Below are 25,020 nucleotides of genomic sequence, written 5' to 3'. Positions count from 1 at the left end.
AAGGCGGAAAGAAAATGCAGTCATTGAAATGGAGTGTCATCAGCTTTACCGAAAAGGGAGCAGAGCTTGCCGAAAAGATAAAAAGACTTTCCAAAGAGCAGCAGCTTCCCTGTGAAATTCATACTTATCATGGAAGAAAACAGGTGGAAAATCTGAATGCGTGGACAAAGGAGCAGTTTTCTTTAAGAAATGTAATCCTTTTTATCGGAGCATGCGGAATTGCAGTACGGACAATTGCCCCATTTCTTAAGGACAAGCTGACAGACAGTCCGGTGCTGGTACTGGATGAGGCAGGCAATTATGTAATTCCTCTTTTATCCGGGCATGTAGGAGGTGCAAATGAGATAGCACTGCAGCTGGCAGAGTTATTAGGAGCAGTTCCGGTAATTACCACAGCGACCGACATTAATAATGCCTTTGCCATAGATGTATTCGCCCAAAAGCATGACCTTTCCATTGATAAAAAAGAAGGCATTAAGAAGGTTTCTGCAAAGGAGCTGGAAAAAAAGAAGCTTTCCATGACAATCGCTCCGGAATATGCTGCCAAAGTGGATGTGGCAATCGGCACACCAGAGGATGGGCAGAAGCCGGAACCATTATTGACCTTAATCCCCAAAGAATATATTCTTGGAATCGGATGCAGAAGGAATAAAGAAGAACAGGAACTTAAGGCATTTGCAGAAAACTGTTTAAAGGAAGCCGGAGTAGACTGGAAACAGATACGGGCGATTGCTTCGATTGATAAAAAGAAGGATGAAAATGCAATTCTAAAACTTGCGGCAGAACATGGCATTCCATTTCTCACCTTTGATGCAGAAACCTTAAGCCGTGTGTCCGGTACCTTTGATTCATCGGTATTTGTGGAAAGCCAGGTGGGCGTAGACAATGTCTGCGAGCGGGCAGCCATGGCAGCCTGCCGGGATAATGGAAGGCTGGTGCTTCAGAAAAAAGCGGAAAACGGAATGACACTGGCAATAGCAAAAGAAGATTGGAGACTGACTTTATATGAAGAATAAAATATGGATTGTTGGAATGGGACCGGGAAATGAAGAGATGATGACAGGCAGGGCCATCGAAGTATTAGAACAGGTGGACGTAATCATCGGATATACCGTATACCTTGATTTGTTAGGAGAACGTTTTCAAGACAAGGAATTTCTTTCCACGCCGATGCGGCAGGAAGAAAAACGCTGCAGAATGTGTTTTGAGGAAGCCGGAAAAGGCAAAAGCGTGGCAATGGTATGCAGCGGCGATGCCGGTGTCTATGGAATGGCATCACTGATGTATGAGATCGGAAAAGAATATCCGGCGATTTCACTGGAAGTGATACCGGGAATTACCGCAGCCAACAGCGGAGCAGCGGTTCTTGGAGCACCATTAAATCATGACTACTGTGTAATCAGTCTCAGTGACCTTATGACACCATGGGAGTTAATTGAAAAGAGGCTGATTATGGCGGCACGGGGAGATTTTGCTATTGCACTTTATAATCCGTCCAGCCGGAAGCGGGCAGACTATTTGGAAAGAGCATGCAAAATTCTGCTTCAGGAGATAGAACCGGAGCGCGCATGCGGTTATGTGGAAAATATCGGAAGAGACGGAGAAAGCACAGTTACCTGTACTTTAGAAGAATTACAGAGTAAATCAGTAAATATGTTTACTACCGTTTTTGTTGGAAATTCCAGAACCAGAATTCAGGATGGAAAATTAATCACACCAAGAGGCTATAAGATAGAGCAATGAAAAAAATAATCATTTTTTCAGGAACAACAGAAGGAAGAAAATTATCGGAGCTGATGGCGGCAGCAGGCATAGCCCACACTGTATCGGTGGCAACCGATTATGGAAAGCTGGTCATGAAAGAGCATCCAGAGGTGAAGATTCAGGAAGGACGCCTTTCCAAAGAAGCTATGTCAGAATTTCTAAGGAAAGAATCCTTTGACCTTGTAATCGATGCCACTCATCCCTATGCGGTGGAAGTGACCAGAACCATAAAAAGCTGCGTTGCCGGAATGAAAGCGGATGGACTTGAGGTCATTTACTTACGGCTGAAACGGAGCATCCAGGCGTCAGAAGAAACGGGACTTCGTTTCTTTGACAGCAATGAAGCCTGCGCAGAAGCATTAAAGGAAATCAAGGGAAACATTCTTCTTACCACAGGAAGCAAGGAACTTTCTGTATATACCGAATCGGAAGAAGTAAAAAAACGTCTTTATGTCCGGGTACTGCCGGGGCTGGAAAGTCTTGAAATCTGCCGGAGGGAAGGAATTCTGCCACAACAGATTCTGGCACTGCAGGGACCTTTTTCTGAAGAATTCAATGATGCACTGATTCATCAGTACGGGATAAAATGTATGGTAACAAAGCAGGGCGGCATTACCGGAGGCTTTTTAGAAAAAAAAGAAGCAGCTTTAAAAAATCATATCCCGCTTTTGGTCATTCGTCGGGAGGCAGCAGAGGAAGACGGACTTTCCTTTGATGCAGTCTGTGAGAAAATCGAAACATTAACAGGAGTAAACCTTTCCTTAAGACCGGCGGAGCTTATGATTACGCTGGCAGGAATCGGACCGGGGGATGCAGATATGATGACCGTCCGGTTAAAGGAAGCATTGGCAGAAGCGGACCTTGTATTAGGTGCGAAACGTCTGATAGAGGCAGTGACACCGAAGCTTGAAAAAGAGGCACTTTATCTGCCGGATAAAATCCTTACATGGCTTAAGGAAAAGAGCAGACAGTATGCGGTGCATGAAAAACTGAAGGTAGTCATCCTTTTTTCCGGGGATATTGGTTTTTATAGTGGCTGGAGCAAGGTAAGAATCTGTCTGCAGGAAGCGCTGCAAAAGGGCATACTTCATGGAACCCTGCAAAGCATTCCGGGCATTTCTTCCATTCAGATGATGGCAGCAGCCTGTGGCGTAAGCTGGGAAAATGCCGGAATTTACAGTATACATGGCAAAACAGATACGGGTGGCTGGCAGGCAGAAGTGCTGCACAGGCTGCATGAAAATGGGCGGCTGTTTCTTTTGGTATCCGGAGCTGAAGATATCCGGAAATTAGGAGCACTTTTTTCGGATAAAAAAGCTTGCAGAATTACAGTGGGGTACCAGTTATCTTATCCGCAGCAGAAGCTGATGGTGCTTACACCGGAAGCGTTCCGGGAGACAGAACAGGAAGGATTGTATGTTGTTATGATAGAGAAGGAAGAACAGAAAGCGAATGAAGAATGTGCGGAGCAGGGAAAGCGCAGGGAACAGCAAGCGCAGGAAGAGCCGGCAGCTTTGTCACCGGGAATCCCGGATGAAGCCTTTATTCGTGGGAAAGTTCCAATGACCAAAGGGGAAGTGCGTCAGGTCAGCCTTTGCAGCCTGCGGCTTCAGAAAGATTCGGTGCTTTATGATATTGGAAGCGGAACAGGTTCCATTGCCGTAGAAGCAGCACGTTTATCCCAAGGAATCAAAGTCTATGCCATTGAAAAGGAAGAAGAGGCGCTAGCACTTCTGGCACAGAATAAAGAGAAGTTTCAGGTAGCAAATATGGAGATTATCCGGGGAACGGCACCGGAGGCATGCAATGGATTAGAGGAGCCAACCCATGTGTTCATCGGGGGAAGCGGTGGACACCTGATGGAAATTTTAGAAGTACTGGCAGCAAAAAAGAGAAGAATAAGAGTTGTAATGAATGCTATAAGTCTTGAGACGGTGGCAGAATTCAAACAGGTAAAAGAACGGTTTTCGGTATGCAATTTTGAAATGATTCAGATGCAGGTCAGCCGTTATCATGAGCTTGGTTCTTATTATATGCCAAAGGCAGAAAATCCGGTTATGATATGTTCCTTTGATTTGCAGGGAGGAGAAGCGGATGCAGAAGCGTAAAGGAGTAGTTCTTGCAGCACCCAAAAGCGGCAGTGGAAAGACACTGATTACCTGTGCATTAATCGAAGCCTTGAAAGAAGCAGGAGTCAATGTCTGCACATTTAAGTGCGGACCGGATTATATAGACCCGATGTTTCACCGGACGATTTTAGGCGTGCCGGGCGGAAATCTGGATACTTATTTTACTGGCGAAGCAAAGACAAAAGAGATATTTATGGAAGAGACACCGGAAGATGCATTTGCAGTGGTAGAGGGTGTCATGGGGCTTTATGACGGACTTGGCGGAATTTTAGAAGAAGGTTCCACTTATCACCTGGCAAAAGCAATTTCTCTGCCGGTGATTCTGGTAATTGATGCACATGGCATGGGAAGAACAATACTTCCGCTGATACAGGGACTTTTATCCTATGACAAAGCCGGAATCATAAAGGGCGTGATACTAAACCGGGTCAGCAAAATGTTCTATGCGTCATTAAAAGAGTTAATCGAAACCGAATTATCCATAGAAGTGCTGGGCTGTTTTACGGAACAGAGGGGGCTTCATCTGGAGAGCCGCCACTTAGGCTTAAAACTTCCGGAAGAAAAGCGTGATTTAAAAGAACAGGTATGCCGCGGGGCAGACAGCTTAAAAGAAACGGTATCGATAGAGCGGATTTTAGCAATTGGGGGAGCCGGAGAAAAGGATGCGGCATCCCCAGAAGTTGATAGTCACGAAAACAAAGTGACATATCAGAGAGCAGATATCTATGAAAATGATATGGTATTCCAGAGAGCAGATATCAAAGGAAATGACACCCATGAAAGTAAACTCCGCCTTGCCATCGCAAGAGATGAGACATTTTGCTTTTATTATCAGGAGAACCTGAAACTGCTTTCAAAAATGGGCTTTGAGCTGGTGCCGTTTTCTCCCCTGCATGATAAGAAATTGCCGGAGCATATCAGCGGATTACTGTTAGGCGGGGGATATCCGGAACTTTTTGCAAAGGAATTATCCGAAAATGACAGCATGAAGACAGCCATCCGGGAAGCCATCCGGGGCGGACTTCCGTCATTGGCAGAATGCGGCGGGTTTCTTTATCTTCATAAATCACTGAAGGATATGGAAGGCAGACAATATTCCATGGCGGGCGTAATTGATGCAGATGCAGATTACCGGGGAAAACTGGTGCGTTTTGGTTATGTGGAGCTTACCGAGAAAGAAAGCCAGTTCCTGCCGGAAAAAGAAGGAATCCGGGGACACGAATTCCATTATTTTGACAGTACGGAAAATGGAACGGACTGCGTGGCAAAAAAACCGACCGGAAACAGAAGGTGGGAATGTGTCTGGGAAGGAGAAAACCACTGGTGGGGATTTCCTCATCTTTATTATCCGTCCAACCCTTCTTTTGTGGAGCATTTCTATCAGCAGGCAGGATTGTATCAACAATCGAAATTGAAGCAAAAAGATAATTTGAAGTAAGAGGAAGACAGATGCAGAAAGAAAAAGCACAGAGTGGAATTTTATATGGAATCGGAGTAGGACCGGGGGAGCCGGAGCTTTTGACCCATAAAGCGGTTCAGGTGATAGAATGCTGCGATACCATAGTAGTGCCATCCGAACCGATAGAAGAGTGTAATGCTTTTCAGATTGTAGAAAAACTGGTGCCGGACATACGGAAGCATCAGCTTGTGGCATGGAATTTTCCCATGACCAGAGATGAGAAAAAGTTAGAAGAAGCCCATGATAAGATATGCGAAAATATAGAAGCATATCTTGCAAGGGGAGAAAAGGTTGCCTTTTTAACGCTGGGGGATCCGGCAATTTATTCCACCTATACTTATCTTTCACAGAAAATCGAAGAGCATGGTGGCCATACGGAAATGGTCAGCGGTGTACCGTCTTTTTGTGCAGTGGCAGCAAGACTTGGCATTTCGCTGGGAGAAAAGGAAGAGCAGATTCATATTATTCCCGGTTCCTATGAGATAGAAGAATCGAGACAATTTTCCGGCACCAGAATCTATATGAAGTCCGGAAGGAAGCTGAAGCAGTTAAAAGAAATGCTGCAAAAGGAAAGTACCATCCGTCCGTTAGAAGTGTATAGTGTTTCCGATTGTGGAAAAGAGGAAGAAAAAGTCTTTTCCGGTGTGGATAACATACCGGAAAACAGCGGATATTTTACCATCGTGATTGTAAAGACCAAAGATGAGCCGGTGCATAACAGCAGCCGCTTTTTTGAGAATCGTGCATGCGCTTATTATCCCTGCCATATGGACATTGAGCAGATTAACTGTATGTTCTGCTACTGCCCGATGTATGAAATGGAGCATTGTCCGGGAACACCGGAGTACAAAGAGACAAATGGCAGAAAACTTAAGATTTGTACCAACTGTACGTATCCCCATCAGGCAGAACATTATGATGCCATTATGAAGGTACTGACCCACCGGCTGAAAGGCTAGAGGACTTTTTAAGGGTGAAGTTTGTTGAGGCTGGGTGAACTATGGCTTGTGAAAAAATAAAAAGTGTGTTAGTATAGTAGCGATTTCATAGAAAGATAACCGGTGCCTGCAATGAAATTCATTCATATGCAGGGTAAAAGGGAAACAGGTGTAAATCCTGTACGAACTCGTCACTGTAAGAAGGGAGTAACGTAGTCAGGCTTTTAAAAGCGCCACTGATGCACAGACATTGGGAAGGTGATTACGGAGCGTTAATCTTTGAGTCAGGAAACCTGCCGTTTATCTGGTACGGGAAGAGATTCCGGGTCACGAGTAATTGGCTGTACTGTTTGATAACAAGGGAAATCGGTAAAGCGTATTTCCTGTAGTTAGTATGTCATTTACTTCGTTCATAGCAATATGGAACGGAGTTTTTTCATGTGTAAGTGAAACCAGAACATGAGAAAAGGAGAAAAAAATGAAAAAGAAAGCATTGACTGTAGTTCTTACACTTACTATGGCTGCAACCATGTTTGCGGGATGTGGTGATAAGAAAACAACAGGGACAACTGAAACAACAGAAGCTGTTTCGACAGAAGATGAAAAGGATGATCAGGCAAAAGCAGATGAGGTAGCAGCATTGATTGATGCAATTTATGTGCAGGAAAGAACTGATGAGACAGATGCACAGTGTAAGGCAGCAAAAGAAGCATGGGATGCACTGACAGATGCTCAGAAGGAACTGGTATCCGGAGAAAATGCAGACCCGGATTACTTTGGAAGAGATACCGGAGATGCATCAAAGGATGATCCTTTAAATCAGGATGATATTGGAGAGAATGAGCTTTTGGTAGTAAGCTTTGGTACATCCTTTAATGACAGCCGCGCAACAGATATCGGCGGCATTGAAAAAGCATTACAGGAAGCAAATCCTGACTGGTCTGTAAGAAGAGCATTTACAGCACAGATTATTATTAACCATATACAGGCCCGTGATGATGAAAAAATCGATAACATGGATCAGGCATTAGAGCGTGCGGTAGACAATGGCGTTAAGAATCTTGTGGTACAGCCGACCCACTTAATGCATGGTGCAGAATATGATGAACTGGCAGAAGCAATTGAGAAGTATCAGGATAAATTTGAAACAGTCCGTATCGCAGAACCTCTGTTAGGTGAAGTTGGAAGTGATGCAACTGTAATCAACGAAGACAAGGCTGCCGTTGCAGAAGCAATTACATCAGAAGCAGTTAAGGCTGCAGGATATGACAGCATGGATGCTGCAGCAGAAGACGGAACAGCATTTGTATTTATGGGTCATGGTACTTCCCATACAGCAAATGTAACTTACGACCAGATGCAGACCCAGTTAGAAAAACTGAATTATAAAAATGCATTCGTTGGAACCGTAGAAGGTGAACCGGAAGATACCGCATGTGAAGCTGTTATTGAAAAAGTAAAAGAAGCAGGATACAAAAAAGTAATTCTTCGTCCGTTAATGGTTGTTGCCGGAGACCATGCAAACAACGATATGGCTGGAGATGATGAAGATTCCTGGAAGAGCCAGTTTGAAGCATCCAAAGCATTTGACAGTGTGGATACACAGATTGAAGGTCTTGGAAGAATCAAAGCAGTCCAGGATATTTATGTAGCACATACAAAGGCTGCTTTAGAGGCAGAACCACTTGCAACAGCAGGTGGTTCCAATTCCTCTGCAGCCTTAGAGGATGGAACTTATACCGTAGACTTCAACACAGACAGCACAATGTTTCACGTAAATGAAGCAAAAGAAGGCAAGGCAGAACTTACGGTAAAGGATGGAAAAATGACAGCACATATCACACTTCCATCTAAGAACATTGTAAATTTATTTGCTGGAACAGCAGCAGATGCACAGAAAGATGGTGCGAAGCTTCTTGAGCCTACTACAGATACGGTAGAATACAGTGATGGAACCAGCGAAGAAGTATACGGCTTTGATGTTCCGGTTCCTGCAGTGGATGAAGACTTTGACCTTGCATTAATTGGAACAAAGGGAAAATGGTACGACCACAAAGTATCTGTTTCTAATCCTGAAAAAAAAAATTAGCTGATGGCTCTTATGAGGCAGAAGTAACTTTAGAGGGCGGAACCGGAAGAGCAACGGTGGATTCACCGGCGAAGGTTGTGATAAAAGATGGAAAAATTACTGCAACCGTTGTGTGGAGCAGTCCAAACTATGATTACATGTTAGTAGATGGAACGAAGTATCTTAATGAGAACAAGGGCGGAAATTCCACCTTTACGATTCCGGTATCCGGCTTTGACTGTGACATTGCAGTAGTGGGTGATACTGTTGCAATGAGCACACCTCATGAAATTGAATATACATTGAATTTTAAACTGGTAAAATAAAATGCAGAAAAAACGAATTATGATAGTGAGCGTTATCTGTATACTTCTTCTGACTCTTTGTGCCTGTGGTACAAAGAAGCAGGAGAAAAAAGCAGATACCGTAGATTTTAGTTCTCTCAGCAAGACCGGGAGTATGGAATTAAATTATGCAACACAGTATAGTGTCGATGAATATGGCGGGTATAAAATGATTACGATCGTGGATGACGGTCGTTTTTTGCTTATTCCGGAGGGCATGGTGGTGCCGCAGAATATCCCGGAGGATGTTACGGTTTTACAGCAGCCGCTGGATAAAACATATCTGGTATCCACTTCTGTTATGGATTTGGTAAGACAGATTGATGCCATGTCAGATATCCGGCTCTCCGGAACGAAGGAAGATGGCTGGTATGTAGAAGAAGCCAGGGAAGCCATGGAGGAAGGAGACATTTTATATGCAGGAAAATACAATGCTCCGGACTATGAACTGATTCTGGATGAAGGCTGCAATCTGGCAATTGAAAATACAATGATTTATCATAACCCGGAAGTAAAAGAAAAGCTGGAAGAACTTGGAATCCCTGTACTTGTGGAGCGTTCCAGCTATGAATCACACCCGCTGGGCAGACTGGAATGGATCCGTTTATATGGAGTATTATTTGATAAAGAGGAAGAAGCAGATTCTTTTTATGAAACAGAATTAGAAAAATTAGAGCCGATTATGAAGAAAGAAAGCTGCAATGTAACAGTAGCATTTTTCAGTGTGACAGCAAACGGAACAATCAGTGTGCGGAAATCAAATGATTATGTAGCGCAGATGATTGCTCTTTCCGGTGGAACCTATGTGCCGGAACAACTGGCGGGCGAAGAAGAAAATGCACTTTCCACAATGAATATACAGATGGAGGATTTCTATGCAGATGCAAAGAATGCCGATATCTTAATATATAACAGTACAATTGAAGGCGAAATCAGTACGCTGGAGGAACTGAAACAGAAGAATCCGCTGTTTGCAGATTTTAAGGCAGTACAGGATGGAAATGTCTATTGTACCACAAATAATTTCTTCCAGAAATCCACGGCAATCGGAGATTTTATGGAAGATCTGAATAAAATATTTCAGAATACAGATACAGAAGAAGCAGGATATTTAAAGAAGCTGAGGTAAAAGAAAATGAAGCGGTATGCAGTCTCTTTTATAACAATTATTATATTGCTGGTGGGATTAATTTTCTGGAATATTGGTTCTGGAAGTATTTCGATTTCATGGGATGAGCTTTGGAATATTTTACTGAAACAGACAGAAGAAGGCACCGCTTATCATATTATCTGGGATATCAGACTGCCACGGATTCTTGCTGCTGTCATGCTGGGGGGAGCATTGTCCATTTCCGGATTTTTACTGCAGACCTTTTTTGGAAATCCAATCGCAGGTCCGTATGTGCTGGGAATTTCTTCCGGTGCCAAACTTATGGTAGCACTGGCAATGATTTATCTTTTAGGAAGAGGAATTACCATCAGCTCATTTGGAATGGTAGCAGCAGCCTTTATCGGCTCGCTATTAGCAATGGGGTTTGTACTATTAATTTCTATGAAGGTACATAGAATGTCTCTTCTGATTGTATGCGGAATTCTCATCGGATATATTTGCTCGGCAATTACAGACATCTGTGTTACTTTTGCGGATGATTCGAATATCGTAAATTTACACAATTGGTCCCAGGGCAGCTTCTCCGGAATGAACTGGTCGAATATCCTGATGATATTTATCCTGACCTTGCTGTCCTTTCTTGCGGCAATGTTTCTTGCAAAGCCGATTGGTGCGTATCAGATGGGAGAGACTTATGCCAGAAATATGGGTGTTAATATAACGGTACTCCGGGTAAGCCTGATTCTGTTATCCAGCTTATTGTCGGCTTGTGTAACAGCTTTTGCAGGGCCGATTTCCTTCGTAGGAATTGCTGTGCCACATCTGATAAAATCTGCCACAGGAACAGCAAAACCACTGGTGCTGATACCGGGCTGCTTTCTGGGGGGAGCGGTAGTGACACTGTTTTGTGATGGAATCGCAAGAACACTCTTTGCACCGACAGAAGTAAGTATCAGTACCGTTACAGCGGTCTTTTTAGTTCCGGTGGTAATTGTAATGATGCTGCGCAGACAGGAGGAGCGGGGATGACAAAACAGATGGCAGGAAAAGCAGAGTACACAGAGAAAGAACGCATGGCAGGAAAAATGAAATTTTCTGAAAGAAAACAGGGGCTTGTAACAGACAAATTCAAAGTTGGATATGGAAAAAAGGTCATTCTTTCGAATGTCAATCTGATGGCAGAACCGGGAAGGGTATTGACGTTGATTGGTCCCAATGGTTCCGGTAAATCTACGATTCTAAAGAGTATTGTAAAGCAGTTGAAATCCCTTGGTGGTGTAGTATACCTGAACGGGAAAGCAACCTCGGAAATGAAAGAGGCAGAAATCGCAAAGAGCCTTTCCATGGTAATGACAGAGCATATTCATCCGGAACTGATGTCCTGCCGGGATGTGGTTGCAACCGGGCGATATCCCTATACCGGAAGACTTGGAATCTTAGATAAGCAGGACTGGAAACTGGTGGATGAGGCAATTACCATGGTTCATGCGGAAGAGGTGGCAGAGCAGTCATTTACAAGAATCAGTGACGGACAGAGACAGCGTGTTATGTTGGCGAGAGCCATCTGCCAGGATACAGCAATCCTGGTATTGGATGAACCTACCTCTTATCTGGATATCCGCTATAAGCTTGATATTTTAAACAGCATCCGGAAACTGGCAAGGGAACGGAATATAGCAGTAATTATGTCACTGCATGAACTTGACTTGGTACAGAAAGTATCGGATATGGTAGCCTGTGTAGATGGGACCACCGTCAGCCATATTGGACCACCGGAGGAAATCTTTCAGGGTTCGCTGGTACAGAAGCTTTATGGAATTGAGGAAAAGAACTTTGATTCCATGCTTGGAATCATGCAGATGCCGGGAAATAAAGCTGCCCCGAACGTATTCGTAATCGGAGGCGGTGGTGCTGCAATACCAACTTATTACAGACTGCAGAGAGAACATATTCCATTTGCAGCAGGAATCTTATTTGAAAATGACGTAGAATATCCTGTTGCAACGGCACTGGCATCAAAAGTCATTACTGCAAAAGCTTTTTATCCGATGGAAGAAGCACAACTGGAAGAAGCTAAGAAAATACTTGCAGGCTGTGAAACCTGTATTTGCACCTGGGAGAATTTCGGACCTTATAATATGTTAAATAAAGAACTGCGAAGCCTGGCAGAAGAACAGGGAAAATTGAAATAGAAAAATTGGAATAAAAGAAAAGCCCATGGAATCAAAGTTGTTTTATGATTTCATGGGCTTTGGTATATTTTACTGTTCAGTGTCTTCTGGTAAGATGAATTTTCCAACAAGTTCATCTAAGGAAGTTGCCTGTGCAGATAACTCCTGGCTGGTAGCAGAGGTCTCTTCTGCGGATGCGGAGTTGGACTGAACTACCTCAGAAATCTGGTTTACACCCTGTTCTGCCTGATCCATGGCATTTGCCTGAGTCTTAGCAACATCACTGATGTGCTTGGAAGATTCTGCAATCTGCTGGATACCATTTACAACGTTTCCGATAGATTCAGCAGCATGGTCTGCAGCTGCATTACCTTCAGCAATCTCCTGAAGGGCACCTTCGATTAAGTCTCTGGTATCTACAGCAGATTTGGTTGTCTGCTCTGCAAGCTGACGAATCTGGTCAGCAACAACGGCGAATCCACGTCCTGCTTCGCCGGCTCTTGCAGCCTCGATAGAAGCATTCAGAGAAAGTAAGTTGGTCTGGGAAGCAATATCTTCGATTTCAGAAATAATATTTCCAATCTTCTTAGAAGTTTCATCAATACGTGCCATAGCATCAACCATGGCTTTCATTTCAGCACTGCTGTCTTCTGCTTCAGCAGCATACTGTTTTGCCTGATCATAAGCAATCTGAGCCTGATCAGCGGACTGTTCAATATTACTTGTAATATCAGTGATTGTTGCCTGAAGCTGTTGTACGGCACCGGCCTGCTCAGTAGCACCTTCTGCCATACTCTGGGAAGATTCTGCAAGGTTCATGGAACCGGCAGAAACCTGGGAAGAAGCTTCTCCAATCATCTGGATAGTATGTACCATTGCATCACGCATGCCACGCATTGCGGTCAGTAACTGTTCGAAGTCACCGACATATTTGTCGGAATGCTCGGACTGAATGGTGTAATCACCATTTGCCATGCCCTCCATCAGAACACCTACATCAGTGATGACGGCGTTCAGTGTTTCAGCCATTTCAGTAGAAGTGGCTGCAATACTTGCAACTTCATCGTTGGATTTCACCTCCGGGAAAGGGTCATGTAAATTGCCCTGTGCAAAAGTGCTAAGACGATTCTCCAGTGCGACTAAAGGTTTTGAAATTCCCTTTGCAATGGAAGCTCCCATCTTGGAAGAAACAAGGATGGATACAATAATAATTACAGCAATGATAATGATAAAAATAAGGGAAACAACAGAAAGTGTATCTGCTAAATGATCTCCTTCTGTTACTTTGGTATTCATCAAGTCCCTCATTCCGGAATAGATTTCGTCATATAATGGGGCTACTTCATCAATCATTATATTCTGGGCTTTTGCACTCTGACCCGGGTCGGTTGTTTTGCCGGTATCAATTGCTTTCTGCTCAGTAGTCCAGTAATCTTCCAGCTTGGCATCAATGGAATCATAGATTTCCTGCTCTTTGCTGGTGGTAGTAACTTCATCTACAATTTCCCAATACTGTTCAAAAGTGGCCTTTCTTTCGTCATGGGTATCGGACATCTGACTAATCAGACTGTCATCATCATATCCGACAATAGCACGGGTGGCAGATCTGGTATCGGTAAAGGCAACCATTGCTTTGCCGATGTCACCCTGTGAAAAACCATAATTGTTCAGGGCACTCTTATACAGAGTCATGGTTACAATCAGCATAACCACACCAAGGGTGGCTGCGATGGAGCAGGTGGTCACGATAATACGGAATGCCTTCCCCAGACGGTTTCTAATTTTAAGATTCTCAAACATAACGTTCCTCCTTTGTTATATACAATGGCACTATGGCACCAATTGCGTTATGCAACAGTAAAAGTAAAAGCGAAAATCTAAATATTTATCATAATTTTACTACTTTATGGGAAATATGTCAAAATTATTCAGACAATAAGTGACTTGGAAACTGATTATTCCTCAAATTTGTTTAAACATATGAAAATTGACATTTTTCCGGTGAACCGCTAAAATGACGAAGAACATAAATAAGGCATTAAGGGAGAAAACAGTATGGGATATGTATATTTTGTCCGGCACGGACAGACCATATGGAATGTAGAAAATAGGATATGTGGTGCAACAGATATTGCACTGACTGAGCTTGGACATAAGCAGGCAATTGAGACCGGAAAGAAAATATTAGAAGAAGGCATAAAGGCGGATGAAATATTATATTCCCCATTAATCCGGGCAAAAGATACTGCATTGCATATTTCGGAAATTACCGGAATTCCGGCAAGGGAAGAGCTTCGTTTAAAAGAGCAGAACTTTGGCAGATTTGAATCCACACCGCGGGATGGAGCAGAATTTAAGATTGCAAAGGGACAGTTTATCACCCGCTATGACGGCGGAGAATCTATGCTGCATCTGGCACAGAGAATTTACAATCTTCTGGATGAAGTAACAGCTTCCGATAAGACTTATATTCTGGTGGCACACAATGGCATATCAAGAGTTGTGCAGTCCTATTTTTATGAAATGACCAATGAAGAATATGCTGCATTTGGCGTGAAGAACTGTGCCATATTAAAATATGAATTCTAAGAGACGAAGGGCAGGAATGGAAAATGAAACCGAAGTCGGAAAAGAGTATAGAGCTTTATCATATCATGACAGAGCGGGGGTATCCGGAAGAATTCTGTGATGTCATTACCCGGAATCTGAATACGGATTTTACGGCACAGAGGATGTTATGGTATTTATCACACTATGAATATCTGCCGGAGGGTGAAATTGTAGATGAAATGCTTGCCATTTTAAGTGACCGGAATGCGATTATGCAGAAAAAAGAATTAGAAAAAACCAATGCTGCATGGAATGAATTCCTGCAGCATGGTTTTGAAGAAAAAGAATAGTTCATCGGATTAATTTCATATCTTCGATAATAAAAGTCTTATCTTCCATATGATATTCGCTGTGACAGAATGGACAATACCGCTGTCGTACTGCATCAAAGCTGGCACCGCAGCTATTACAGATAACGGAACTGATGGAGAATCCAGGTGGTTCCGGAGTGGAAATATTTCGCAAAAGAGTGACATCAATACAGTCACCGGTTTTGGAAATATTTCCATTTTTTTCGCTGTAATTTATCCACCAGGTTCGTAAGGTCATATGCAGCTGATTGTTTTCCACGGACAGATTTCTCAGTGTCATGCCACTGGTATAAGTCATTTCAATGATATCTTTGAAACGCTCGTCTAATGTACCACCACGATAGGAAGAAAGCGTGGATGGGTCATTGGAAAATACCGCCATGCGTACAAGAGAAATCATCTGGCCTTCAAACTTTTCATAAGAGAAATTCGGATCATAACGAAGCATCATATCCTTTAACTTCCGTTTTGTACGCAGAAAGCCAAAAGCCGAAATATGTTTCATGCCATCCCGGTTGCCAAGCCCCATAAGAAGCAGCAAATCTCCTAACAGCAAGCCTAAGAATCCGCCACCAATCAGTGCGGCAAGATAAGCAGAGGACAGTGCCAGAGGAAGAATTTCCTGTTTTCCAATGAGAAAGAATGGGAAGAATCCAGCAAAAAATGCCAGCATGGTAAGTAAAATGGTATTGTGAAATACCTGCATATTCCGGTTGGAGGATGGATTTATTACAAAGGATAAATTCATGACACGGGGAAATAAATCCGTTATGCGAAATTTTGTACCGCAGTAAGGACAGCCTTCCGTCAGATTGGAAACCAGATTAACGGCACCACAGCTTGGACAGGTTGCGGTAATAAAGGGAAGCTGCTGTTCGTTAGGGCTGTGTACAATTGTTTCATACATAACCTGCTCGGTATCACGGGAATAGAGTTCGCCGGAAGTATTGGAAAAAGAGAACTTATGGCGGATTTCTTCATAAGTTGTATCCGAGGTATACCAGGCACTCTTGTGGGTGAGACAGGCAGTACCAAAAGTATTTCCCTTTCCCGGAATGACACGGTTTTCCATATGAAGTCCCTTTTCCTTAAGACGTTCCTGCTGTAATTTCAGAAAATAAGTAATATCACCATCACAGCTTACCGGAGGAGTTTCATCTTCGTTCCACTGGTTATATTCTTTGGCAAACCGGTCATACATGCCTCGGCCTTTGTCCCAGGCGGGTTCGTAGTCCCGGAAAGCTTTGGCGTCTTTATGGAATTTCAATAATCGAAAACAGCCGAAGATACCAAGGATAATACCGGCAGCAAGCAGCAGATAACGAGGCATCAGATTAAGCTCTGTAACGGTAATGCTGGAAATAAGAATGGTTCCCAGGGCAATGAAGAAGATGCTCTGTGCCAGATATTTCCGGTCTGGTTCTGCTACTTCAAAGGTACGTTTTTTACTGGATAGGTTGGATAAGATACTCATGGAGACTCCTTTCTGAAGGGTTTCTTAAAGTTAAAATAAGCATTTGATAAGTCACTATTAAGTTAGTACGCAGTGCTCATTATAGCATATTTCAGAAAGAAGATAAATCATCAGCCGATGTGGATGCCGAGAAGCTCTAAGAGGAAGAAGACCAGCGGAATCGTAAAGACGGAGCAAAGTGTCATGACAAAGCAGGTCTTTGAAGCAAATTCCGCATCGGAATGGTAGTTTTCTGCCATCATCGGAATGGCGGACATGGCTGGCATACATGCCATCAGGGTAAGAATGGTTGTTTCGGTCGGAGTAAGGAAATGTGATACCACGGCTGCAACACCAACCGGAATCAGAATCATTTTGACAATTACCAGAAAGAAATAATCATAAATAAAGTCGAGATTCTTTAAGGAAATATAAGAAAGAGCTGCACCCAGGAAAATCAGCGCAAGACTGAAGCTTACATTTCCAACAGAGGTAATTGTATGGTGTACCGATACCTCTGGTAAGATTAACATAGCTTGTCACATATTGGCTATGAGAAAAGCTTTAGCTTTCTGAAAAATGAGGTTCTTTCTTGTACTTTTATTCATAATAAGGTATACTTTAGGGAAGTAATTTGTTGAATTAAATATGTTTGTATGGAGGATTAATTATGGACATGAACATTGTATGCCTTGATCTGGAAGGAGTATTGGTACCGGAGATCTGGATTGCATTTGCAGAAACAAGCGGAATCCCTGAATTAAAGAGAACTACAAGAGACGAACCGGATTACAATAAATTGATGAAATGGAGACTTGGCATCTTAAAAGAACATGGACTTGGATTAAAAGAAATTCAGGAAACCATCGCAAAAATTGACCCGATGCCGGGAGCAAAAGAGTTCTTAGATGAACTTCGTTCCATGACACAGGTTATCATCATCAGTGATACCTTTACCCAGTTTGCAGGACCTCTGATGAAGAAATTAGGCTGGCCTACCATTTTCTGTAATTCTCTGGAGGTGGCAGAGGACGGTGAGATTACCGGATTTAAGATGAGAATTGAAAATTCCAAGCTGACTACAGTAAAAGCATTACAGTCCATTGGTTATGAGACGATTGCCAGCGGAGACAGCCACAATGACCTTGGAATGATTGAGGCAAGTAAAGCAGGATTCTTATTCCGCAGCACCGAGCAGATTAAGAAAGACCATCCGGAACTGCCTGCATTTGAGACTTATGATGAGTTAATGGAAGCAATCAAGAAGGCTCTTTAATTATGGCAGAGGAAAACCAGACAACCCACAAACGCAGGGTGCGTTACAGTGGAAAATATCCGAAGAAATTTGAAGAAAAATATAAAGAACTTCAGCCGGAAAAATATAAAGATACGATTGAGCATGTAATAAAAAAAGGAAACACACCTGCCGGAATGCATATTTCCATAATGGTAAATGAAATTCTGGATTTCTTAAAAATCCAACCGGGAGAAACAGGCTTTGATGCGACCTTGGGATATGGCGGTCATACGAAAGCAATGCTGCAGTGCTTAAAAGGGCAGGGACACATCTATGCAACGGATGTAGACCCGGAGGAATCAGCCAGGACAAGAAAGCGGTTAGAAGAGGCCGGTTTTGGAGAAGATATTCTGACAATACGATTACAGAATTTCTGTACGATAGATGAAATTGCAAAAGAAGCCGGCGGATTTGATTTTATTCTTGCGGACCTGGGTGTATCTTCCATGCAGATTGATAATCCGAAGCGTGGATTTTCTTTTAAAGTGGATGGCCCACTGGATTTACGGCTGAACCAGGAAGCCGGAATCAGTGCAGCAGAACGCCTGGCTGCCATTACAAAGGATGAACTGGCGGGAATGCTTTATGAAAATTCGGATGAGCCATACTGTGAAGAACTGGCAAAAGCGATTACCGATGAGATTCGAAAAGGCAACCGGATTGATACCACCACAAAGTTAAGGAATATCATTGAAAAGACGCTTGATTTTCTACCGGAAAAAGAGAAAAAGGATACGATAAAAAAGACCTGCCAACGAACCTTCCAGGCACTTCGTATTGATGTGAACCGTGAATTTGAAGTGCTGTATGAATTCATGGAGAAACTGCCGGATGCATTGAAACCGGGCGGAAGAGCCGCAATTTTAACTTTCCATTCCGGCGAAGACAAGTTAGTAAAGAAAGCATTAAAAGAAGGCTATCGGGCAGGCATTTATGCCGATTATGCCAAAGATGTAATCCGCCCATCTGCACAGGAGTGTGCGCAGAACGGACGGGCACGTTCTACTAAGATGCGCTGGGCAATTAAGGCAGAGTAGGTTATTTTGAAAATACAATGAGATGGAGACGAAAACAGTGAAAATGAAAAGAAAACAGATTGGTATGCTGGTATTTATTGCGATTATTGTGATACTTATGGTCGTAACAAGCCAGACACCAGGAACAATTGCTGATGCTGACAGCTATCAGTGTAAAGTCTATGCAACGATTTTATCTTTGCTTCCGCCGGTTATTGCAATCGGACTGGCATTGATTACCAAAGAGGTTTATACCTCACTTCTGGCAGGAATTATTGTAGGTGGTTTACTGTATTCCAATTTTAACCTTGAATTAATGTTAAATACCATTTTATTCCAGGAAGAAGGTGGTATGATATACAAACTGTCAGATGCAGGAAATGTGGGAATTTTAGTATTCCTTGTCATGCTTGGCATTTTGGTATCCCTTCTTAACCGTGCAGGTGGTTCTGCCGCATTTGGAAAGTGGGCATCCCGGCATATTAAAACCAGAATCGGAGCGCAGATTTCCGTTATGATTCTTGGTGTATTGATTTTCGTGGATGATTATTTTAACTGTCTGACCGTAGGAAGTGTAATGCGTCCGGTTACAGACCGGCACAAGGTGTCCCGTGCAAAATTATCTTATATTATTGATGCAACGGCAGCACCGGTATGTATCATCGCACCAATCAGTTCCTGGGCAGCAGCAGTTACTTCTTCTGTTCCGGCAGATTCCGGAATCAATGGATTTGCGGTATTTATCCAGACAATTCCATATAACTTATATGCATTGCTGACATTGGTAATGTTAATTGGAATTACTCTTTTGCGCGTGGATTTCGGACCGATGAAAACCCATGAAATGAATGCAATCAAAGGTGATTTGTTTACCACACCGGGAAGACCGTATGAAGATAATGAAGAGGAAGTTGTAAAAGAAAACTCTCACGTACTGGATTTGATTCTTCCGGTAGCTGTGTTGATTGTAAGCTGTATCGTAGCCATGATTTATACCGGTGGCTTCTTCAGCGGAACTTCCTTTGTAGAGGCATTCTCTGGCTGTGATGCTTCCGTCGGACTGGTTCTTGGCGGCGCAGTAACACTGGTATTTACTTTTATCTATTACATGTTGCGTGATGTTTTATCCTTTAAGGAATTTACCGAATGTATTCCGGAAGGATTTAAGGCGATGATTGCTCCGATTCTGATTCTGACTATGGCATGGACCTTATCCGGAATGACCAATCTCTTAGGAGCAAAAGTATTCGTGGCTGATCTGGTAGCAAATTCAGCAAATGCAATGCAGGGCTTCCTGCCAATGATTATCTTCCTGGTAGCAGCGTTCTTAGCATTTGCAACCGGAACCTCCTGGGGAACCTTCAGTATTCTGATTCCGATTGTCCTTGGTGTATTCCCAAGCGGACAGATGATGGTAATCTCCATTGCGTCCTGTCTGGCAGGAGCAGTTTGTGGAGACCATTGCTCACCGATTTCAGATACCACAATTATGGCATCTGCCGGTGGCCACTGTGAGCATGTTAACCATGTAGCAACCCAGCTTCCGTATGCATTGACAGTTGCAGCAGTCTGCTTACTGGGCTATTTCCTGATTGGTATCCTGCAGGCAGCAGGACTGGCAGGAATTTCATGGCTGGCACTTCCGGTTTGTATCGTGGTATTAATTGGCGTATTATTCGTAATTCGTTCCAGAACAGGACGGGAAGAAATTTAAAAAATAAAAAAGATAATGCGGGATACGGAATTGGTGTCCCGCATTTTTGTACAATAGAATCTATAATAAAAATAATTTGAAAATTTGAAACAAAAGAAACATAAAATAGCAGAAAAGAGGAAAAAAATGTTTTGTACAAAATGTGGAAATGAATTACCGGTAAATGCAAAATTCTGTACCAAATGCGGAACGAAAGTAGAAGCTTTTCAGCCGGGAGCAATCCAGCCAAATCCGACACCGCAGAAAGCACCGGTAAATCAACCGACTCCGGTACCACAGAGAAACTCAGTACCGCAACAGGCACCGACACAGCAGCAGACCCCGGTAAGACAGGCAAGTCCGGCACCACAGCCACAACAAAAAAAGAATGAGAAAGTAACAAAAACAAAGAACAGTGAAAAAATATCAAATAAAAATAAGAATGAAACTGAGAAGAAATCCGGCTCCGGTGCCATGGTATATTTATTAATCGGTGCAGCAGTCATTATTATTATTCTGATTGCAATTATTGTATTGTTATTTATCAAGGGCAATCAGCCGGCAAAGCAGGATGATATTACCGATAAGCCGGTGGTTACAACGGAGCAGACCACAGAGACGGAAATGTCTACAGAGCAGACAGATAGGAAAGATGTAAGCGGACAGCAGGAAGCATCTGAGAAAACTTCCGAAGTAATAAATAAAGAAGATACAACTGGAAATGAGGACATGGGAACAGACGGAGCAGTTGGAGAAGAGGAAGCAGAATATATTCTTCCGGAGAGTGCCAGCCGATTATTAACGGAAGCTGATTTGGAGAATCTGACCCAGGAGGACCTCCGGATTGCCAGAAATGAAATCTATGCAAGACATGGAAGAAAATTCTTAGATGAAGGACTGCAGGAATATTTCAATGGAAAATCCTGGTACAACGGAACCATTGAACCGGACGATTTCAAAGAAGATATGTTATCGGAAATAGAGAGAACCAATGAGGATACCATCGTGAACTATGAGACGAAGATGGGCTATCGTTAGAAATAACATTCAATGAAACAGGAAAAGGGGTAGAACAGATATGCCATGTACAACCATTTTAGTAGGGAAAAAAGCTTCTTATAATGGAGCAACCATAATTGCACGAAATGATGATTCCGGTGCCGGACATTTTACACCTAAGAAATATGTGGTAATTCATCCGGAAGAACAGCCGACAATCTATCAGTCTGTATTATCTCATGTGAAAATAGAATTGCCGGAGCATCCGATGCGTTACACGGCAATGCCGAATGCGGTAGACGGGGAAGGTGTCTGGGCTGCCTGTGGAGTCAATGAGGCGAAGGTTGCCATGACTGCAACAGAGACCATAACTTCCAATCCCCGCGTCTTAGGAGCAGATCCTCTGGTGACCTACCATCCGGCAGAAAATGGCAGGGAAGAGATTATCGGCGGCATTGGAGAAGAGGATATTGTATACATTGTGCTTCCGTACATTCACAGTGCAAGAGAGGGTGTCATTCGCCTGGGCAGTTTGTTGGAGCAGTATGGAACCTATGAGATGAATGGAATTGCATTTCAGGATAAGGATGAAATCTGGTGGCTTGAGACCATTGGCGGACATCACTGGATGGCAGGAAGAGTGCCGGATGATGTCTATGTGGTAATGCCAAACCAGCTGGGACTTGATACCTTTGATTTAGAGGATGCCCTTACTACACAGAAGGACTATATGTGCTCAAAGGATTTGCGGGAATTTATTGAAGAAAATCATCTGAATCTTTCTTTGGATGGCAGCTTAAATCCAAGAGATGCATTTGGTTCCCATGATGATTCCGATCATGTATACAATACACCAAGAGCCTGGTTTATGGAGCGTTATCTCAACCCACATACCTATAAATGGGATGGGGAGCAGGCTGATTATACGCCGGTATCCGATGATATTCCATGGTGCTTGAAGCCGGAGAAAAAGGTAACGATCGAAGATGTAAAATATGTATTATCCGCACATTTTCAGGGAACACCTTATGACCCGTATGGTTCTTATGGGGAAAAATCCATGAAAGGCGCATTCCGTTCCATTGGAGTCAACCGGAATGATTTTCTTTCTGTGATTGAAATGCGGCCGGAGCAGGCGGACATTACCGAAAATACAGGAAGCATCATACAGTGGGTAGCATTTGCATCCAATGTATTTAATGTGCTGGTTCCGTTTTATGGTGAAGTGGAGACAACGCCGGAATATGTATCCAATACCACCGGAGAAGTTTCTACAGATAATTTCTACTGGGCAAGCCGTATGATTGCAGCTATGGCAGATGCCTCTTATCACAGATCCCTTTTTCACATCGAACGCTACCAGATGCATGTGATGGCAAAAGGACGGGAACTGCTGCATACCTATGATGCACTTCTGGCAGAAGAAACGGACGCAGCAGATAGACAGAAACTGATGCAGCAGGCAAATAATGCGATAGCAGAAATGCTTAAGAAAGAGACACAGGATACTTTGGATAAAGTACTGTTTGAATTAAGCAGCCAGATGAAAAATGCATATTCACGCTCAGATGCATGACAGAGAAGGACACAATAGAGAAAAGGAGCGTAAGTGGAATGCAGACAGATTTTCATTTATTATATCCACCGGATTATGACCGGAACAAAGCCGTTCCCATGAAGGATTATAAATTTATCCACGCATTAAAAATTGATGCTATGGTAATACTGATTAAGGAAAGTTACCGGGGAGTGGCAGACCTTTCACTGGAAAATTTCTTCTCTACAGATGAGCGGGTATTAGAGTATCGTCTGGGCGTAGTAGAAGATCTGGTGGAAAATCCATCACTTTACGAGGCATTTTGCAAGGCGGTATCCATTATTTATAATATCAATGATATGCGAAGAGTATTAAACAGTGATTTTACGACGGATTCAGCCCTGCGTTCGGTGCGATATCTTGAAATGTATCAGGAAATTGTAAATCTGTTTGCGGATGCATTGGAAAAAGCAGAGATTCATTCGGAAGGTATGCAGAATTTCAAAAAAGAAATTCACTCAATCGTAGCAAGCAGCGAGTACCAGAGCCTGAATGAGGAACTTCCGAAAATGGAACTGAACTTCGGGCATATCAAAAGCGTAACCGTAGGTATTAATCTTGATGGCAATTTAAGACCGAAAGAAGCCGGACTGATTTCTGTCAATGAGGAGCAGTTCCATCCAGGAACTATCATGGACCGGCTTTTGAAAAAAGGGAAAAAAGATAAATGGCATCTGATGTCGGCACTCTATCCACTGAGCCGGGTGCTGCACAATGATGAACAGGATGCTATAGACTATTCCATGAATGCAGCTTTGCAGACTATTTTTGCAAAGTCGCTGAGGGAGTTTGAACCGCTGGTGCAGAATTATTATCACATTAATACAAATATGTTTATTGCTTTATTGGATGATATCCGTTTTCTGACTGCCGGAGTAAAATTTATCCGTTCCATGAAAGAAAAGGGATTTGCCATGTGCAGACCGAAGATTGCATCCATGCAGGAGAAACGCTGTGAGTTAAAGCATGTATACAATCCCATGCTGGCAGTGAATTCCGTAGAGGAAACAATTGTGTCTAATTCCTTTGAGCTGGATGAAAAAGGAAGATTCTATCTGATAACCGGCCCAAATCACGGAGGGAAATCTATTTTTGCCTATTCCATCGGAATGGCGCAGGCGTTATTCCAACTGGGGCTGTTTGTTCCGGCAGAAGAGGCGGTAATGAGTCCGGTGTCTGGAATATTTACACATTTTCCATCCTCTGATGAGAATAATTATGGAATGGGCAGACTGGAAAGTGAGTGTGTAAGACTGAGTGAAATCATGAAACAACTGTCAGATACGGATATGCTGTTGATGGATGAATCTTTTTCCAGTACCAGTGGACTTGAGGCAGGCTACATAGCATCAGAGGTGCTGACCGGAATCGGAATTATCGGCTGCTGTGGCCTTTATGTGACCCATATTCATGATTTGACACAACAGCTGGATACATATAATGAGCATCCGGAGAATAAAGGCAAAATCGATAATCTGGTGGCAATGATGGAAAGTAAAGAAGAGGGTACCCGGAGTTACCGGGTCATCCGGACGACACCGGATGGCTTAAGTTATGCAAGAGATATTGCCAAACGTTATGGTCTGGATTTGGAAGATATTTTAAAAAGATAAAAGAGAAAATCCGTATCTTACTCCTGTTATATACGTATACTATTTGTTGGAAGATTGCAACTAAGATAGCAATTGACTAACAGGGCAGGTGAAAACTACAATAGGAGAAAAGGAGGAATTTCTATGCAGGCATTGTCAAAAGCAACACCAGGTGAAACCTATACCATTCAGTGGATGTTTGGTCAGCCGGAAGTGCTTGATTTCTTGCATAGCCACTCTGTAGATGAGGGGGAACGCATACAGCTCATCCAGAAAATGCGTGACTGTGTAATTATTGGGGCAAAAGACAGCAGATTTGCAATGGGAAATGAAATTGCAGACCGAATACAGGTGTAGGAAAATCGTATAAACGCGGGAAAATATTTTGTGGGTTATCCGCGTAAAAAGAGGGAAGCAGTTCTGTACCGACCCCAAAAAGTTAGACTTTTAAGCGTAGCAGTTTTATTG

At 43.0% G+C, this 25,020-nt stretch carries 21 protein-coding genes, 1 pseudogene and 1 riboswitch; of the genes and pseudogenes, 19 read left to right on the top strand and 3 right to left on the bottom strand.

Annotation, left to right across the window (positions count from 1 at the left end; genetic code table 11):
- Positions 1–14 precede the first annotated feature (14 nt).
- From DWX65_RS13570 to DWX65_RS13525, 10 genes and pseudogenes are all read left to right on the top strand, one after another.
- Positions 15–1,016: a cobalt-precorrin 5A hydrolase gene (locus DWX65_RS13570; RefSeq protein WP_242997879.1), complete on the top strand. Its 1,002-nt coding sequence runs from the start codon at positions 15–17 to the stop codon at positions 1,014–1,016.
- The gene (gene cobJ / locus DWX65_RS13565; RefSeq protein ID WP_118173623.1) at positions 1,006–1,743 is read left to right on the top strand and encodes a precorrin-3B C(17)-methyltransferase; all 738 of its coding nucleotides are present in this window, start codon (positions 1,006–1,008) and stop codon (positions 1,741–1,743) included. The genes DWX65_RS13570 and cobJ overlap by 11 nt, the downstream gene beginning before the upstream one ends.
- Positions 1,740–3,872, top strand: coding sequence for a precorrin-6A reductase (gene cobK, locus DWX65_RS13560; RefSeq protein ID WP_118173622.1), 2,133 nt, complete (start codon positions 1,740–1,742; stop codon positions 3,870–3,872). Before cobJ ends, cobK begins: the two co-directional genes overlap by 4 nt.
- Positions 3,859–5,331 (top strand): cobyrinate a,c-diamide synthase, encoded by a 1,473-nt coding sequence (locus DWX65_RS13555; protein ID WP_118173621.1) that lies wholly within the window; start codon positions 3,859–3,861, stop codon positions 5,329–5,331. The genes cobK and DWX65_RS13555 overlap by 14 nt, the downstream gene beginning before the upstream one ends.
- Positions 5,332–5,342: 11 nt before the next feature.
- Positions 5,343–6,311, top strand: a complete 969-nt coding sequence (gene cobI / locus DWX65_RS13550; protein ID WP_118173620.1) for a precorrin-2 C(20)-methyltransferase — start codon at positions 5,343–5,345, stop codon at positions 6,309–6,311.
- Positions 6,312–6,394: 83 nt separating this feature from the next.
- Positions 6,395–6,605, top strand: a riboswitch (cobalamin riboswitch).
- Between the two features lie 163 nt (positions 6,606–6,768).
- Positions 6,769–7,971, top strand: a pseudogene (locus DWX65_RS13545) (sirohydrochlorin cobaltochelatase); the annotation flags it as partial.
- 464 nt (positions 7,972–8,435) lie between these two features.
- Complete coding sequence (locus DWX65_RS13540) at positions 8,436–8,684, top strand: hypothetical protein (RefSeq protein ID WP_022244140.1); 249 nt, start codon at positions 8,436–8,438, stop codon at positions 8,682–8,684.
- 19 nt (positions 8,685–8,703) lie between these two features.
- Entirely contained in the window at positions 8,704–9,831 is a 1,128-nt protein-coding gene (locus DWX65_RS13535) for an ABC transporter substrate-binding protein (protein ID WP_242997878.1), read from the top strand.
- Positions 9,832–9,837: 6 nt separating this feature from the next.
- Positions 9,838–10,842 carry a FecCD family ABC transporter permease gene (locus DWX65_RS13530; RefSeq protein ID WP_118173617.1) on the top strand — a complete coding sequence of 335 codons (1,005 nt, stop codon included), beginning with the start codon at positions 9,838–9,840 and terminating at the stop codon, positions 10,840–10,842.
- A 56-nt stretch (positions 10,843–10,898) separates the two neighbouring features.
- On the top strand, positions 10,899–12,005 hold the full coding sequence (locus tag DWX65_RS13525; protein WP_118173646.1) for an ABC transporter ATP-binding protein: 1,107 nt from the start codon (positions 10,899–10,901) through the stop codon (positions 12,003–12,005).
- Positions 12,006–12,074: 69 nt separating this feature from the next.
- Here the strand turns inward: DWX65_RS13525 and DWX65_RS13520 are convergent, their stop codons facing one another.
- Positions 12,075–13,784, bottom strand: coding sequence for a methyl-accepting chemotaxis protein (locus DWX65_RS13520; protein WP_118173616.1), 1,710 nt, complete (start codon positions 13,782–13,784; stop codon positions 12,075–12,077).
- A gap of 255 nt (positions 13,785–14,039) precedes the next feature.
- Between DWX65_RS13520 and DWX65_RS13515 the strand changes: the two genes are divergently transcribed.
- Together DWX65_RS13515 and DWX65_RS13510 are read left to right on the top strand one after the other, a co-directional pair.
- The gene (locus DWX65_RS13515; RefSeq protein WP_117945976.1) at positions 14,040–14,573 is read left to right on the top strand and encodes a histidine phosphatase family protein; all 534 of its coding nucleotides are present in this window, start codon (positions 14,040–14,042) and stop codon (positions 14,571–14,573) included.
- Positions 14,574–14,596: 23 nt separating this feature from the next.
- Complete coding sequence (locus DWX65_RS13510) at positions 14,597–14,884, top strand: hypothetical protein (protein ID WP_197420827.1); 288 nt, start codon at positions 14,597–14,599, stop codon at positions 14,882–14,884.
- A gap of 1 nt (position 14,885) precedes the next feature.
- On the opposite strand, the gene DWX65_RS13505 is transcribed toward DWX65_RS13510, so the two are convergent.
- A complete protein-coding gene (locus DWX65_RS13505; protein WP_118173615.1) occupies positions 14,886–16,379 on the bottom strand; it encodes a hypothetical protein in 1,494 nt (497 codons plus the stop codon).
- A gap of 110 nt (positions 16,380–16,489) precedes the next feature.
- Positions 16,490–16,891, bottom strand: coding sequence for an AEC family transporter (locus tag DWX65_RS13500; RefSeq protein ID WP_118173614.1), 402 nt, complete (start codon positions 16,889–16,891; stop codon positions 16,490–16,492).
- Between the two features lie 143 nt (positions 16,892–17,034).
- Here DWX65_RS13500 and thrH point away from each other — a divergent pair, with 143 nt between their 5' ends.
- From thrH to DWX65_RS13465, 7 genes are all read left to right on the top strand, one after another.
- Positions 17,035–17,634 (top strand): bifunctional phosphoserine phosphatase/homoserine phosphotransferase ThrH, encoded by a 600-nt coding sequence (gene thrH / locus DWX65_RS13495; RefSeq protein ID WP_118057665.1) that lies wholly within the window; start codon positions 17,035–17,037, stop codon positions 17,632–17,634.
- A gap of 2 nt (positions 17,635–17,636) precedes the next feature.
- On the top strand, positions 17,637–18,692 hold the full coding sequence (rsmH, locus tag DWX65_RS13490) for a 16S rRNA (cytosine(1402)-N(4))-methyltransferase RsmH (protein WP_022244131.1): 1,056 nt from the start codon (positions 17,637–17,639) through the stop codon (positions 18,690–18,692).
- 43 nt (positions 18,693–18,735) lie between these two features.
- On the top strand, positions 18,736–20,385 hold the full coding sequence (locus DWX65_RS13485) for a Na+/H+ antiporter NhaC family protein (protein ID WP_118173645.1): 1,650 nt from the start codon (positions 18,736–18,738) through the stop codon (positions 20,383–20,385).
- A 126-nt stretch (positions 20,386–20,511) separates the two neighbouring features.
- Positions 20,512–21,402 carry a YARHG domain-containing protein gene (locus tag DWX65_RS13480; protein WP_118173613.1) on the top strand — a complete coding sequence of 297 codons (891 nt, stop codon included), beginning with the start codon at positions 20,512–20,514 and terminating at the stop codon, positions 21,400–21,402.
- 40 nt (positions 21,403–21,442) lie between these two features.
- Positions 21,443–22,939 carry a C69 family dipeptidase gene (locus DWX65_RS13475; RefSeq protein ID WP_118173612.1) on the top strand — a complete coding sequence of 499 codons (1,497 nt, stop codon included), beginning with the start codon at positions 21,443–21,445 and terminating at the stop codon, positions 22,937–22,939.
- A gap of 38 nt (positions 22,940–22,977) precedes the next feature.
- Complete coding sequence (locus DWX65_RS13470; protein WP_118665380.1) at positions 22,978–24,573, top strand: MutS-related protein; 1,596 nt, start codon at positions 22,978–22,980, stop codon at positions 24,571–24,573.
- A 123-nt stretch (positions 24,574–24,696) separates the two neighbouring features.
- Complete coding sequence (locus tag DWX65_RS13465) at positions 24,697–24,909, top strand: FeoA family protein (RefSeq protein WP_022244126.1); 213 nt, start codon at positions 24,697–24,699, stop codon at positions 24,907–24,909.
- Positions 24,910–25,020 lie beyond the last annotated feature (111 nt).

This window comes from Roseburia sp. AF20-18LB (assembly GCF_003461185.1).
In the GTDB taxonomy this organism is placed as follows: Bacteria; Bacillota; Clostridia; order Lachnospirales; family Lachnospiraceae; genus Roseburia_C; species Roseburia_C amylophila.
This window is presented reverse-complemented; position numbering and strand designations above follow the sequence as displayed.